Below are 12,828 nucleotides of genomic sequence, written 5' to 3' on the forward strand. Positions count from 1 at the left end.
TAGACAGTTTTCCAATCTGGTGCTAACTTATTGCACGTAAATTGTACATTTCTGTTCATTCCTCGATCACAGCCTTGATCGCTAAACCCTAACTAACTCAGACCTCAAATTTGACTGACAAGACACCTACCACTATGAATCTTACCGAACTGAAGAATCAGGCCGTTTCTGAGCTTGTAGCCTTGGGCGAAAGCATGGGCCTTGAGAACCTTGCCCGCCTCCGTAAACAAGACATCATCTTTGCCATCCTTAAGCAGCACGCGAAAAGCGGCGAAGATATCTTTGGCAACGGTGTGCTAGAAATTCTTCAGGACGGTTTCGGCTTCCTGCGCAGCGCAGACAGTTCTTACCTGGCAGGCCCGGATGACATCTACGTGTCGCCAAGCCAGATTCGCCGTTTCAACCTGCGTACCGGTGACACCATTTCAGGCAAAATTCGTCCACCGAAAGACGGTGAGCGTTACTTCGCACTGTTGAAAGTGAACGAAGTTAACCACGACAAGCCTGACAATGCGCGTAACAAGATCCTGTTTGAAAACCTGACCCCACTGCACGCCAACGAGCGTATGGTGATGGAGCGTGGTAACGGTTCAACCGAAGACATCACAGCACGTGTGCTGGACTTGGCATCGCCAATCGGTAAAGGTCAGCGTGGTCTGATTGTGGCACCGCCAAAAGCGGGTAAAACCATGCTGCTTCAAAATATTGCGCAGAGCATTGCCTACAATCACCCTGAGTGTGAGCTGATGGTACTTCTTATCGACGAACGTCCGGAAGAAGTGACCGAGATGCAGCGTCTGGTTAAAGGTGAAGTGGTTGCTTCAACCTTCGACGAGCCAGCAAGCCGTCACGTACAGGTTGCTGAAATGGTGATCGAGAAGGCCAAGCGTCTGGTAGAGCACAAGAAAGACGTGGTTATCCTGCTGGATTCCATCACCCGTCTGGCACGTGCATACAACACCGTGGTACCAAGCTCAGGCAAAGTACTGACCGGTGGTGTGGATGCTAACGCACTGCACCGTCCGAAGCGTTTCTTCGGTGCGGCACGTAACGTAGAAGAGGGCGGCAGCCTGACAATCATCGCCACAGCACTGGTTGATACCGGTTCTAAGATGGATGAAGTTATCTACGAAGAATTCAAAGGTACAGGTAACATGGAATTGCACCTGTCCCGTAAGATTGCGGAGAAGCGAGTTTTCCCTGCTATCGACTTCACCCGTTCAGGCACACGTCGCGAAGAGTTGTTGACCAAGCCTGACGAGCTTCAGAAGATGTGGATCCTGCGCAAGATTGTTCACCCGATGGGCGAAATCGAAGGCATGGAGTTCCTGATCGACAAGTTGGCAATGACCAAAACCAACGACGAGTTCTTCGAAGCCATGCGTCGTCAAAAATCATAAGACGCGCCAGACTTCCAAAAAAAGCACCGCAATGCGGTGCTTTTTTATTAGCCTTACGAAGGCTCAGTGCTCTATTAATAATCTTATTGGTTGCCAAAACTGATACAGAGCATCAGAATTGAGGCAAAATCGCCAACCAGTCAGCGAAAATGGATCGGCTGACGCAGGATTTCCGGGATGAAACGACTACTGATTCTACTCGCTGTTTTGCTGCCAACCGTGTTGCTTGGGGTGTCACGTGCTGTGACGCTTTCCTCGAATGACGTGGCCGCACATATGGCTGATCCCTCATCAGTATCCAAAATTCTTCAAGCCACCAAACTGTTCGACGATAATGATATGGATACGCTCAATACGTATCTGGACTCCCTACCCGAACTACTGAAAGAAGAAGCGCTGACCGTTTTGGCGCGCAGCGCGCTGGATTTCTCGCATATGACGCCGGAACGTGAAAAATTTCTGGTGACCATCAGCAGGCAGCAACCCAAGTTTCTGGTGAAAAGCCAGGGCGATGGTTTTTGGGTCACCATGCCAGCCTTTAATTATGCCGGTGAAGCAAAATGGGTACTCAACCGCTGGCAAATCAAGCTGATGCAGGATGAGGCGATGCGCCTTCTCAACTACAACCAGCTGAACCTCTCTAAATGGCTCTCTTTCTCTTCCAACGATTACGCACTGCGCCGTGAAGCGATAGTCACACTGGTGCCGACGCTGAACAAAACCATGCTGGATAAGCTGGTGGCGCTATATCTCGGTGATAAAAACATTGTTTGGAGTCCGGACAATGCACTTCTGGCTGCTCTCGCAGAGAAAAGTAGTGAGGCCAAGGTTTACAACTTGTTGTGGCTACGACGCACGGACAGCTACAGCCTTGCTGCACTCCAGAAGCTTGAGATGCCGCCTGTCACTGAAAAGCATATTCAATTGATGATCGCTGCGACAGCGAACCCCGTATTGGCGGAAACGGCTGTGCGACAGCTTGCGGGATTGCACCCTTTGCCTCAAAACGTCAAAGACTTCCTTCAAAAACAAATTGCTGATCGCCAGCGCGGTAGAGATATCGCCGCACTCATTGCGCAAAGAGGTCATATTGACTGGCTACGCGAGTTGGAAGAAACGACCTCAGGCGTGACCCGCCGAAACATTCGCAACGGTCTTGAGCAGGTAGAAGGCTAGTCGCCTCAAGAATTCTTACATATCCGCCTGTTCAGGTTCCCTCTGCTCGTTATAATCGAGCCAACACACCTCAACTGGGAAGGTTATGAAATTTACTGACTTACGCGTGTTTATCGACCACCTGGAATCTGTGGGCGAGCTTAAACGCATCTCTCATCCTGTTAGCCCAGATCAGGAAATGACCGAAATTGCCGACCGTGTTCTACGTGCCGGTGGTCCTGCACTCCTATTCGAAAACCCTGTCGGCTACGACATGCCCGTATTGGCAAACCTGTTTGGCACGCCGAAGCGCGTGGCAATAGGGATGGGACGCTCAGAAGTTAAAGAGCTGCGCGAAGTTGGCAAGTTGCTGGCTTACCTGAAAGAGCCAGAACCACCAAAAGGCTTCAAAGACGCCATTGAAAAGCTGCCTGTATTCCGCCAGGTGCTAAACATGCCCGCAAAGCGTCTTCGCAAAGCGCCGTGTCAGGAAGTGGTGTGGCAGGGCGATGAGGTCGACCTCGATAAGGTGCCAGTGATGAGCTGCTGGCCGGGTGATGTCGCACCATTGCTGACCTGGGGGTTAACCATCACACGCGGTCCCAACAAAAAGCGTCAGAATCTTGGAATTTACCGCCAACAGAAAATCGGTAAGAACAAAGTCATTATGCGTTGGCTGGCACACCGTGGTGGGGCGCTTGACCTGCGTGAGTGGATGGAAACCCATCCAGATAAGCCATTTCCGATTTCAGTCGCTTACGGTGCGGACCCAGCGACCATTCTCGGCGCGGTGACCCCGGTGCCGGACACCCTGTCTGAATACGCGTTTGCTGGCCTATTGCGTGGCAGTAAAACCGAAGTGGTGAAAAGCCTGAGTAACGATTTGGATGTACCCGCGAGCGCGGAAATTGTGATGGAAGGCTACATCGACCCGAATGAGTTTGCGGATGAAGGCCCTTACGGCGACCATACCGGTTACTACAACGAGGTTGAACGCCATCACGTGTTTACTGTGACTCATGTGACTATGCGCCAGAAGCCGATTTACCACAGCACATACACCGGGCGTCCGCCAGATGAACCTGCCGTTTTGGGTGTGGCACTGAACGAAGTGTTTGTGCCTATCTTGCAAAAGCAGTTCCCGGAGATTGTTGATTTCTATCTGCCGCCGGAAGGTTGCTCCTACCGTGCTGCAGTAGTGACCATGAAGAAGCAGTACCCAGGTCATGCCAAGCGCGTGATGATGGGCGTGTGGTCATTCCTTCGTCAGTTTATGTACACCAAGTATGTGATTGTTTGTGATGAAGACGTGGACGCGCGCGACTGGCACAGTGTGGCTCATGCGATGACGACCCGCATGGATCCGGTGCGCGATACCCTGATGATTGAGCATACCCCGATTGATTCCTTGGACTTCGCATCTCCTGTTGTTGGCTTGGGCTCGAAAATGGGTCTGGATGTCACCAAGAAGTGGGAAGCTGAGCTTTCAGGTTATGCTAATGACGACGCACGTGTTGCGGACAGCGAAGAGATTGAATCCCGCGTTGCGGCTCTTAAAGCAGCACACAGTGAATTGACAGATATCTACCTGCCGCCGGAAGCCCATGCCAACGGCATGGTGATGGCGACCATCAAGAAACAGGCGGTTGGTGATGGCCCACGAATCATTGAAGCGATTTGGAATTCGCTTGGGGAAGTGGCGGATGTGAAGTTTGTGATGGTGTTTGATGAGGAAGACGTCAACATCCGCGACTGGAACGATGTAATTTGGGCAATAACCACCCGAATGGATCCTGCTCGTGATACCCTGTTGCGCGCAAACGCGCAGGACGAAGAGTCACAGGCTCTGCGTCCGGGGTCTAAAATGGGATTAGATGCGACCAACAAATGGCCGGGTGAATCGGTTCGTGAGTGGGGAACGCCCATCAGCAAAGACCCGCTAACCGTCGCGAATGTAGATGAAATGTGGGATAAACTGGGTCTCTAGAACATGTATGCGGTACACCTGATGCCTGCCGGAACGCAATTTACCGTATCCGGACACCAGACATTATTACAAGGCGCGCTCGACGCAGGGGTACCTTTTCCTAACCGTTGCCAGATTGGGGCTTGTGCAAGCTGCCTGTGTCGGCTGGTTGAAGGCGAGGTGAGATATCATCTCGAACCAATGCTGACTGAACAGGAAAAACAACAAGGCTGGATCTTTGCCTGTCAGGCCATTCCATGCAGTGATCTGGTGGTTAGTTTTGAGGAAAGCGATGATTATTAAATGTGAAGTTACGTCAGTGTCGTCACTGACCAATAACACCTATCGAATTTTATTGAAGCCTGAACAGCCAGTGACCTACAAAGCAGGTCAATATCTATTGGCGGTGATGGGCGAGAAAGATAAGCGCCCGTTCTCGATTGCCAGCAGTCCATGTCGCCAGAATGGCCATGAGTTAGAACTGCACATCGGTGCGGCAGAAGAAAACGCTTACGCGATGGACGTGGTGAAAGCCGCTCAAGCCACGCTGGAAAAAGGCGATAACTCATTTGTTATCGAAGCGCCACACGGTGATGCCTGGTTGCACGAGGAAAACCAGCGCCCGCTGGTCTTGATCGCGGGCGGTACAGGGTTCTCCTATGTGCGCAGCATGGTTGACCATTGCCTGAGCCAGAATTTCGCGCAGCCAATCTTCCTGTACTGGGGCGGCCGCGACGCGAGCCAGCTTTACGCCAATGACGAAATGGAAGCGCTGGCACTGAAAAACAGCCACCTGACCTACATTCCGGTAGTTGAAAATGCGCCGGAAGTTTGGAATGGCAAAACAGGCAATGTGCTGGAAGCGGTGATGGAAGATTTCGTTTCACTGTCGGCTTACGATGTCTACATCGCAGGTCGATTTGAAATGGCGGGCGCGGCACGCGAGATGTTCTGTAACGAGCGTGGCGCAGAACGAGACCACCTTTTCGCGGACGCTTATGCCTTCCTGTAAGTGCTAAGCCAAGCGCGAAAGTCGGATAGCAAAACACCGCCAGATGGCGGTGTTTTTTGTTTATATGCACATTAACATTAAGCTGTGGCGTCGATTTTCTTTTTGACCCAAGTCTCATTGAGCCAGAGTGACGCGAGAATCACCACCCCGCCAAACGCCAACGTCATCAGGTCAGCATCGCGGTTCCAAATCAGCACATTCACGATAATACCTGCTGGCACCAAAACATTGTTCAACACGGCCAGCGCGCCTGCATTCACAAGGGTCGCGCCCTTGTTCCACAGGAAATAGCCCAGACCGGAAGCGATAGTGCCAAGGTAAATCAGAATGCCCCATTGTAGGTTGGTGGTGGGCAATTTGTCGGTACTGCCAAGCAGCAGGAACGCAGGCAGGGCAACACAGAGGGCGCCAAGGTAGAAAAGACCAAACACGGTACGCTGAGGCACTTCAATCTCGGCACGCTCCATCACCACCTTGTAGCCGACCTGACCGATGGCAAAACAGAGGTTCGCACCCTGAACAATTGTAAATCCCAGCATAAAATTTGGGTTTACGGAGGAAAACTTGATTACCACCGCACCTAATACCGCCAATGCCGCTGTCATCAAATACCAAGGCGAGAAACGACGGTTCAGTAAGTCATAGGTGAGAGTGACATAAACCGGTGTGAAAACCGTAAACAGCAGGACTTCCGGTACAGAGAGGTAGAGGAAAGACTGGTAGTAAAAGCAGTACATCAAGCCAAGCTGAATGCCACCAATGGACATCAGTTTCAACATCAGTGTTTTGGGTACACCTTTCAGACGCAAGAACGGTAGAAAGACAAGCGCAGCCAGTGCCACACGGGTGACAACCGAAAACCAAGCGTCAACCTGTCCGGCGAGATACACGCCAATCAAACTGAATGAAAAAGCCCATAGCAGGGTGACAAACGATAAATACCCCATTTTCTTTCCCTAAAATCATTAAAATTGCCGCCAATTCTAATGAACTTGGCGGCAATGTGTAGCGATCTTATGCTGGACGGAGGAGCGTCATGATCAGCTTGGCAGTGGCACCATCAACATGTCGACCGGCGTTTTGTTGATGAGCTGTTTGGCTGATGAAATGAGGGTGCTCCAGAAGTCCTGATGGTGGCCGCATAGCACCAAATCAATCCCATAATGATTGATGGACTCCGTGATTTCATCGGCCAGATCGCCGCTTGCAACCAGTGTATGAGCGACGGGATACTCGGCGTGTCTCGCCAGCGCATTCAGTTGGGACTGCGCTTCATCGATAATGCGGTTGCGGGTCTCCACCAGATTCACATCGATAAGGCCGGTATAGAGCTGCGCGTAGTTCACATCAATGTGAATGAGTGAGAGTTTTGCTCCTAAGGGTGCAGCCAGTGCTGCGCCTTTTTGTACTAACACCTCACTGTCAGATGACAAATCCACTGCCACCAAAATGTGTTTATAGCCCATAGCCTGACTCCCCATTAAGCCAATGATTACAGATGAAAATTACCACTGTCCCTATGCGAAGACTGTTGCTTGGATCCCACTGCCGAAGTGCATTTGAAGAGGTTAGTGCCATGGCAGATTTTTCCTCAATGAAAAGTACGCCTCTCACAGACAGAATAGCTATCAGACTGATAAAAAAGAAAAACAATCGCTGTTTTGGGAGCGGCGCCCCAGCGCAAAGAATATTCAGATTGGGTTGGCGTTTTCAGCATCAAATCTATACTTAAAGTAAACGCGGCACCGAAAAGAACAGCACCAAGGGTGACGCGTGATGGCAAAGTGCGGTTCTCTATCCTTGGCGACAGCACCTCGAACTACAACTCATTACTGAGATTTTAAGCCATCTGATGCCAGACATACGTATAAACCTATTCGAGTCTGGTTTACGTTTTACGCTGTTGTTGTGCAATTTAACTCATACCGCCGATGCATAGAGTAAACAAACGGAAAACGTATTAGGGGAAGACGGAAAGACCCTGTTCTTCATTAAGTTTTACCAACAGACGCAGTGTTTCTTCTGCTGCCTCTGTGATGGAAAACCCTTCCAAACGGGTTTGAGCCATCAGTAACACTGGGAGATGAACCATGAGCGGAGACGCCTTAATCATTGCGATTTTTTTCGTCACACTGGTTAACATCCTGCGCTATCTGAGCTCGCTGCGAACGCTGCTGGTCATGATGCGAGATGCCAACCCGTTGCTGTACCAACAAGTGGCACGCGGCAATAATTTCTTTGCACCGCAAGGTGATATCAGCCGCCAAAAACGTCTGTATCACTACATTCGCAGTCAGGAATACATGCATCATCACGACGATGCTTTCATTGCCAAATGCAACAAAGTCCGCCACCTATTCATTCTGTCGACAACGCTGGTACTTTTACTGGTTATGTCCCTCTTTTTTGTGGCATTTGCAGGACTTTGAATCGCGAAAAACCATCGCAAACTCAATTCTGGTAAAACGCTGGCAGATGCCAGCGTTTTTTTTGTTAACCTTCTGAGTCAGAACATATCAATAAATGTCGGAGCAGGGTTTGGACAGATTTCTTGCGTGGTGGCAGCAAAGTGCTGAGGGCTTAACTTTTGACTGGTTGGAACATATCGGCCTGATGCTTGGTGCAGCGGCAATCGCTTGGCTAGTATGGCGATTGGTGTTCAGTAAGCTGTTGGAAATCTCTAAGAAAACCCGTACCCAGTGGGACGAAATTGTATTAAAGGCCGTCAGCACGCCAGTGAGCGTGTTTATATGGCTATGGCCGACAACCTTTGCGATGGGCAGTTTGATAGATGTGGGTGCCAAAGTCGGTACGGATTGGCTGATCATATCGCGCCGCGTGCTGCTGATTGTGTTGATGCTCTGGGTCATGCTGCGTTTGGTGAATGCCATCGAAGCCCATCTTTCCCAGTCCGATAAACATGACCAGACTACGGTATCTGCTATTGGTCATGTGATACGTCTGCTGCTTGCCTTTATTGGTGTGCTGACCTTGCTGCAGGAGTTTGGGATTAGCCTTACCGGCCTTCTCACCTTTGGTGGTGTCGGTGGCCTGATTGTTGGTTTAGCGGCGAAAGATTTGCTGTCGAACTTCTTTGGTGGCTTGATGATTTATTTCGACCGTCCTTTCAGTGTTGGGGACTGGATTAACTCACCGGATAGAAACATTGAAGGTACGGTTGAGCGTATCGGTATGCGAATGACCATGATCCGCACGTTTGAAAGCCGCCCTCTATACGTGCCGAATTCGGTGTTTAGTAATATCGTGGTTCAGAATCCTTCGCGGATGCGTAACCGCCGCATCAACGAAACCATTGGTATCCGCTACAAAGATGCGGACAAGATGGGAGTCATCGTCGCCGATGTGAAAAAGATGCTGGAGACCCATCCGGACATCGAGCAGAACGCCACCCTGATGGTGAATTTTGATGCGTTTGCGGGTTCATCATTGAACTTCTTTATCTATACCTTCACTAAAACCATCAACTGGGCGCGCTACCACGAAGTGAAGCAGGACGTGATGTTGAAAATTGTCGAGATTGTTCATGCACATGGTGCCGACTTTGCCTTCCCGACCCGTACTATCGCGTTTGACCGCGATGATGGGATGGAAGCGCAGATCCCGCTCAATCATGAATTGGCGCCAGCACCGGACAAAAACTAGACTGGCTCCAAGGTGCTCGGGCGGCTACAATGCCGCCCGATTTCGTGTAATGGGCAATAAAGATGAAGCAGTATGATGTAGTGGTCATTGGCGCAGGCGCAGCAGGCCTGATGTGTGTCGCGCAGGCAGGTAAGCGTGGTCGCAACGTGCTGGTGGTTGATAATGGCAAAAAACCGGGTCGGAAAATTCTGATCTCCGGCGGTGGCCGCTGCAACTTTACCAACTATGACGTTACAGCTGCTAACTTCGTTTGCCGCAACAAACACTTTCCGAAATCTGCCCTGGCGCAATACAGCCAGTGGGACTTCTTCTCCATGGTTAATGAATACGGTATTGCGTGGGAAGAGCGCGAGCATGGCCAGCTGTTCTGTATCGACTCTGCCAAAGACATTGTTGAAATGCTGCTGAAAGAGTGCGACCTGCCGACCGTTGAACAACGTTACCGCTGCGATGTGCATGATATCGAAAAGACCGAAGACGGCTTCACACTGAAGCTGGATACGGACACCGTAAGCTGTCAGTCAATGGTGGTGGCAACCGGTGGTCTTTCCATGCCGAAGCTCGGTGCGACCCCGTTCGGTTATCAAATCGCTGAACAGTTTGGGCTGGCACGCATACCAACGACTGCTGGTCTGGTGCCGTTTACTCTGCATGATAAAGACAAAGCGGCGTTTGCGGATTTGTCTGGTATCGCGATTCCAGTGACTATTACCACCGAAAGCGGCGCGCTGTTTAAAGAGAACCTTCTGTTTACCCACCGTGGTTTGTCTGGTCCTGTGGTCCTTCAGGTGAGCTCTTACTGGACGCCAGGCGAGGAAGTGGAGGTCAACCTGCTGCCGGATTTAGACGTGGTGGAAACCATCAACGCCATGCGTGACAAGCATCCCGCACAGAGCCTGAAAAACAGCCTGGCGCGTCTACTGCCAAAGCGTCTGGTGGAAGCCATGATCGAACGTGGCGACATTCAGGATAAGCCTCTTAAGCAGCTAAACCCGAAAGACATTGCCGCGCTTGGTGATTATCTACACCAGTGGCACATCGCACCAAATGGTACCGAAGGCTACCGCACAGCAGAAGTCACGCTGGGCGGTGTGGACACCGATGAGCTTTCATCAAAAACCATGGAAACCAAGAAGGTGCCTGGCCTGTATTTTGTTGGCGAAGTGATGGACGTTTCCGGTTGGCTCGGTGGTTACAACTTCCAATGGGCCTGGAGCTCAGGCTGGGTAGCAGGGCAACATGTTTAAGCTCTGATAAGCCTGATGCCAAGGTATTCTCTGATGCTTAGATGTATTGCCCCATCTTTCTGGTAACGCTTAAACCGAATGGGCAAATAGCCGTCGATAAATCCTACTGCTTCATAAAAGTTGAGCTGACTCTGTAAGCCATCACCGTATTTAACATCAAATACACCGTCGTTTTTGGTCAGCGTGATGGTGGAGAAACGAGCAAGGCTTTTCTCTGGAAGATACTTGAGTAGCTCTTTTCTATCTTCTGCCGGTAAATGGTATTCACCTGTTTCTAGTTGCAGGCTAAATGTTGTCTTATCGTATTTGAGTTGGGTAGACAGAGGCTCCCTAGATAACAGGCAAGTGGCAAGCTTGTCGACTTGCCCTGTGCCGTATCTAGAGATAACAGCAGCGGCTTGAGTGAAATCTGATGTGAAGGTCAGGGATGCCTCTATGCCAGGCACGTAGCCACCGATACAGTATGCTCCCTTTTCCTCGTCGTTATCAACGTGAGCGCTGAGCGAGCTTGATTTCAGTAGGTGGGTTAGCATCGGTAGCGGAAAGAAAACGTCTTTTCGCAACGCCTTAACAAAGCTTAATAGGTCCGACGCCGAGCAGCATATAGCCCCAGCGCTGAAAGCGATGTTGAGTACAAGCTCCGTTTGTTCGACATATCCTCCTTCGCCATATTCATGACCACAGGCCTCGGTCGTAAAGCGGGCGGTTTTCATCTCCGCCGGGTCGAAAATAAAGGTTTGAGTAAAGGCTTCCCAAGGCATTTCAGCGACGCGCTCGATAAGTAACCCGAGAAGAAAATAACAAGAGTTTGAGTACACAGGGTCTTCGAGCACTTCCACTCCGGTTTTCTGTTGAATATGGGTTTCAATATCCTTCTTCGTTAGCACTGATAGGTTTTTGCCTGCGTCATAGCTCTCTTTGACATAGTCCCCGAATGAAACCCGGTGAGATAAGACATGTAATATCGTCGCTTCTGGGGGGATCGGGTAGCGGTCATCTTGGTCAAAATAGGCGCAGACAGGATTGGTTAACACCAGCTTTTTTTGATGAGACAGAATCAATATACCGACAAGGGTAAAGAGCTTGGTGATCGAACCTATAGGTAAGGCAGTGGGCGAGGAGGTCGCTTTCAGCGACAGTATTAATGTGTCTGCTGAAAAAGTCGCAGCATCGCCTAAAAACGTACTTTGATGTTGAAAAAGCGCTGCAAACGCGGTGGTGGTCGCCTGTAGATGCTGCTGACGATCGGATGTCATTTTTTAGCCTTTTCATCGCGAAATACAGGTCAAACACGGTATTGCAATAGCTGGCTTGCACAACACTGGTGAGACTCTCGTTAGAAGCATATCACGTTGTCTGTAACCTAAACGGGCGCTAAGAAACTTGGGCTGTCTCTCGCACCTGCAGTTAGTTCATTACTCTTTCTTTGCGGAAAGGCTTTATCCTCGCCACTTTAAACACGAAAAGGATCACGACGATGCAGTCAGATAGCGGTGATAAATCGATAATTGCTGGCTTTTGGCGTACGAATGCTTGGGGACTTTCCGACCAAGCGTTGAACCGCTTTATCTGCGAGCTCATTGATATTGGTGTGACCGATTTTGATCATGCCTATGTTTATCGCAGTGAAGAAAGCTTTGGTGAAGCATTGGCGCTTTCACCGACATTACGAAGCCGGGCTAACATCATTACCAAGTGTGGCATTCGAGGTGTAGGCAAAGGCGCTCTTGATGCTCGCAGCGTCAGCCATTACGACTCTTCCAAAGAAACTATCCTGTCGTCGGTCGATCATTCATTGAAAGCGCTTAAAACGGATTATGTCGACACCTTGCTGTTGCACCGTCCAGACTACCTGATGGATGTAGAGGAAGTGAATGACGCATTAAATACACTAAAGCAGCAGGGTAAAGTCCGCCGTTTCGGTGTGTCCAACTTTAGTGTGTCCCAGTTCTCGCTATTGCAAGATGCGCTGGATGTGACGTTATGCACCAATCAGTTTGAGTTTTCTCCCTTTCAGACAGAAGCTCTGGACAACGGGCTTTTCGATCAATGCTACCAAAACCGCATCCGTCCAATGATCTGGTCTTGTTTGGGAGGTGGTAGATTGTTTGACCCACAGGATGAGGTCACTCAGCGATTATCAGAGAGCTTGGGTGAGGTGATGGAAGAGGTTGGTGTCTCCTCATTGGCTGAGCTTATCTATGCTTGGGTATTGGCGATACCTAGCCAGCCAAGAATCATTACCGGCTCGGGAAAAATAGATAACATTCGCCCTTTGGTCGAAGCCAGTAAAGTCTCTTTGAGCAGGGAGCAGTGGTACCAGATATGGGCTGCAGCAGTCGGGCACGGAGTAAAATAATGGAAGGCGCCAATGGCGCCTTCTTT

13 protein-coding genes are annotated in these 12,828 nt (G+C 50.3%); 9 read left to right on the top strand and 4 right to left on the bottom strand.

Translation table 11 applies throughout. The annotated features are described in order from the left end of the window. Positions 1-134 precede the first annotated feature (134 nt). From rho to fre, 5 genes are all read left to right on the top strand, one after another. Positions 135-1,400, top strand: a complete 1,266-nt coding sequence (rho, locus tag K6Q96_RS00265) for a transcription termination factor Rho (RefSeq protein ID WP_002535468.1) — start codon at positions 135-137, stop codon at positions 1,398-1,400. A gap of 177 nt (positions 1,401-1,577) precedes the next feature. After that, on the top strand, positions 1,578-2,576 hold the full coding sequence (locus K6Q96_RS00270; RefSeq protein WP_251876961.1) for a hypothetical protein: 999 nt from the start codon (positions 1,578-1,580) through the stop codon (positions 2,574-2,576). A gap of 85 nt (positions 2,577-2,661) precedes the next feature. Then, positions 2,662-4,542 (top strand): 4-hydroxy-3-polyprenylbenzoate decarboxylase, encoded by a 1,881-nt coding sequence (ubiD, locus tag K6Q96_RS00275; protein WP_251876962.1) that lies wholly within the window; start codon positions 2,662-2,664, stop codon positions 4,540-4,542. Between the two features lie 3 nt (positions 4,543-4,545). Beyond that, positions 4,546-4,824, top strand: coding sequence for a 2Fe-2S iron-sulfur cluster-binding protein (locus K6Q96_RS00280; protein WP_046303411.1), 279 nt, complete (start codon positions 4,546-4,548; stop codon positions 4,822-4,824). Beyond that, on the top strand, positions 4,814-5,533 hold the full coding sequence (fre, locus tag K6Q96_RS00285) for an NAD(P)H-flavin reductase (protein WP_251876963.1): 720 nt from the start codon (positions 4,814-4,816) through the stop codon (positions 5,531-5,533). Before K6Q96_RS00280 ends, fre begins: the two co-directional genes overlap by 11 nt. 77 nt (positions 5,534-5,610) lie before the next feature. Here the strand turns inward: fre and K6Q96_RS00290 are convergent, their stop codons facing one another. The 3 genes from K6Q96_RS00290 to K6Q96_RS24860 form a co-directional block, all read right to left on the bottom strand. Then, positions 5,611-6,480, bottom strand: a complete 870-nt coding sequence (locus K6Q96_RS00290) for a carboxylate/amino acid/amine transporter (RefSeq protein ID WP_251876964.1) — start codon at positions 6,478-6,480, stop codon at positions 5,611-5,613. A gap of 93 nt (positions 6,481-6,573) precedes the next feature. Continuing rightward, complete coding sequence (locus tag K6Q96_RS00295; protein ID WP_251876965.1) at positions 6,574-6,999, bottom strand: universal stress protein; 426 nt, start codon at positions 6,997-6,999, stop codon at positions 6,574-6,576. A 494-nt stretch (positions 7,000-7,493) separates the two neighbouring features. Further along, positions 7,494-7,625: a hypothetical protein gene (locus K6Q96_RS24860; RefSeq protein ID WP_256481806.1), complete on the bottom strand. Its 132-nt coding sequence runs from the start codon at positions 7,623-7,625 to the stop codon at positions 7,494-7,496. Between K6Q96_RS24860 and uspB the strand changes: the two genes are divergently transcribed. The 3 genes from uspB to K6Q96_RS00310 all read left to right on the top strand — a co-directional run bounded on the left by uspB (position 7,624) and on the right by K6Q96_RS00310 (position 10,443). After that, positions 7,624-7,962, top strand: a complete 339-nt coding sequence (gene uspB, locus K6Q96_RS00300) for a universal stress protein UspB (RefSeq protein ID WP_251876966.1) — start codon at positions 7,624-7,626, stop codon at positions 7,960-7,962. The two genes, K6Q96_RS24860 and uspB, sit on opposite strands and share 2 nt — an antisense overlap. 109 nt (positions 7,963-8,071) lie before the next feature. Continuing rightward, on the top strand, positions 8,072-9,196 hold the full coding sequence (locus K6Q96_RS00305; RefSeq protein WP_251876967.1) for a mechanosensitive ion channel family protein: 1,125 nt from the start codon (positions 8,072-8,074) through the stop codon (positions 9,194-9,196). Positions 9,197-9,258: 62 nt separating this feature from the next. After that, positions 9,259-10,443 carry a BaiN/RdsA family NAD(P)/FAD-dependent oxidoreductase gene (locus K6Q96_RS00310; protein WP_251876968.1) on the top strand — a complete coding sequence of 395 codons (1,185 nt, stop codon included), beginning with the start codon at positions 9,259-9,261 and terminating at the stop codon, positions 10,441-10,443. Here the strand turns inward: K6Q96_RS00310 and K6Q96_RS00315 are convergent. Further along, positions 10,440-11,699: a serine hydrolase domain-containing protein gene (locus K6Q96_RS00315; RefSeq protein WP_251876969.1), complete on the bottom strand. Its 1,260-nt coding sequence runs from the start codon at positions 11,697-11,699 to the stop codon at positions 10,440-10,442. The two genes, K6Q96_RS00310 and K6Q96_RS00315, sit on opposite strands and share 4 nt — an antisense overlap. 221 nt (positions 11,700-11,920) lie before the next feature. Between K6Q96_RS00315 and K6Q96_RS00320 the strand changes: the two genes are divergently transcribed. Then, positions 11,921-12,802 (top strand): aldo/keto reductase, encoded by an 882-nt coding sequence (locus K6Q96_RS00320; RefSeq protein ID WP_251876970.1) that lies wholly within the window; start codon positions 11,921-11,923, stop codon positions 12,800-12,802. Positions 12,803-12,828: the final 26 nt, after the last annotated feature.

The organism is Grimontia kaedaensis (assembly GCF_023746615.1).
Classification (GTDB): Bacteria; Pseudomonadota; Gammaproteobacteria; order Enterobacterales; family Vibrionaceae; genus Enterovibrio; species Enterovibrio kaedaensis.

Excerpts from the sequence above, each read along its gene's own strand:
- uspB (WP_251876966.1), top strand. The coding sequence starts at position 7,624 with ATGAGCGGAGACGCCTTAATCATTGCGATTTTTTTCGTCACACTGGTT.
- K6Q96_RS00280 (WP_046303411.1), top strand. The coding sequence starts at position 4,546 with ATGTATGCGGTACACCTGATGCCTGCCGGAACGCAATTTACCGTATCC.
- ubiD (WP_251876962.1), top strand. The coding sequence starts at position 2,662 with ATGAAATTTACTGACTTACGCGTGTTTATCGACCACCTGGAATCTGTG.
- fre (WP_251876963.1), top strand. The coding sequence starts at position 4,814 with ATGATTATTAAATGTGAAGTTACGTCAGTGTCGTCACTGACCAATAAC.
- K6Q96_RS00270 (WP_251876961.1), top strand. The coding sequence starts at position 1,578 with ATGAAACGACTACTGATTCTACTCGCTGTTTTGCTGCCAACCGTGTTG.
- K6Q96_RS24860 (WP_256481806.1), bottom strand. The coding sequence starts at position 7,625 with ATGGTTCATCTCCCAGTGTTACTGATGGCTCAAACCCGTTTGGAAGGG.
- K6Q96_RS00320 (WP_251876970.1), top strand. The coding sequence starts at position 11,921 with ATGCAGTCAGATAGCGGTGATAAATCGATAATTGCTGGCTTTTGGCGT.
- K6Q96_RS00290 (WP_251876964.1), bottom strand. The coding sequence starts at position 6,480 with ATGGGGTATTTATCGTTTGTCACCCTGCTATGGGCTTTTTCATTCAGT.
- K6Q96_RS00315 (WP_251876969.1), bottom strand. The coding sequence starts at position 11,699 with ATGACATCCGATCGTCAGCAGCATCTACAGGCGACCACCACCGCGTTT.
- K6Q96_RS00310 (WP_251876968.1), top strand. The coding sequence starts at position 9,259 with ATGAAGCAGTATGATGTAGTGGTCATTGGCGCAGGCGCAGCAGGCCTG.
- K6Q96_RS00295 (WP_251876965.1), bottom strand. The coding sequence starts at position 6,999 with ATGGGCTATAAACACATTTTGGTGGCAGTGGATTTGTCATCTGACAGT.
- rho (WP_002535468.1), top strand. The coding sequence starts at position 135 with ATGAATCTTACCGAACTGAAGAATCAGGCCGTTTCTGAGCTTGTAGCC.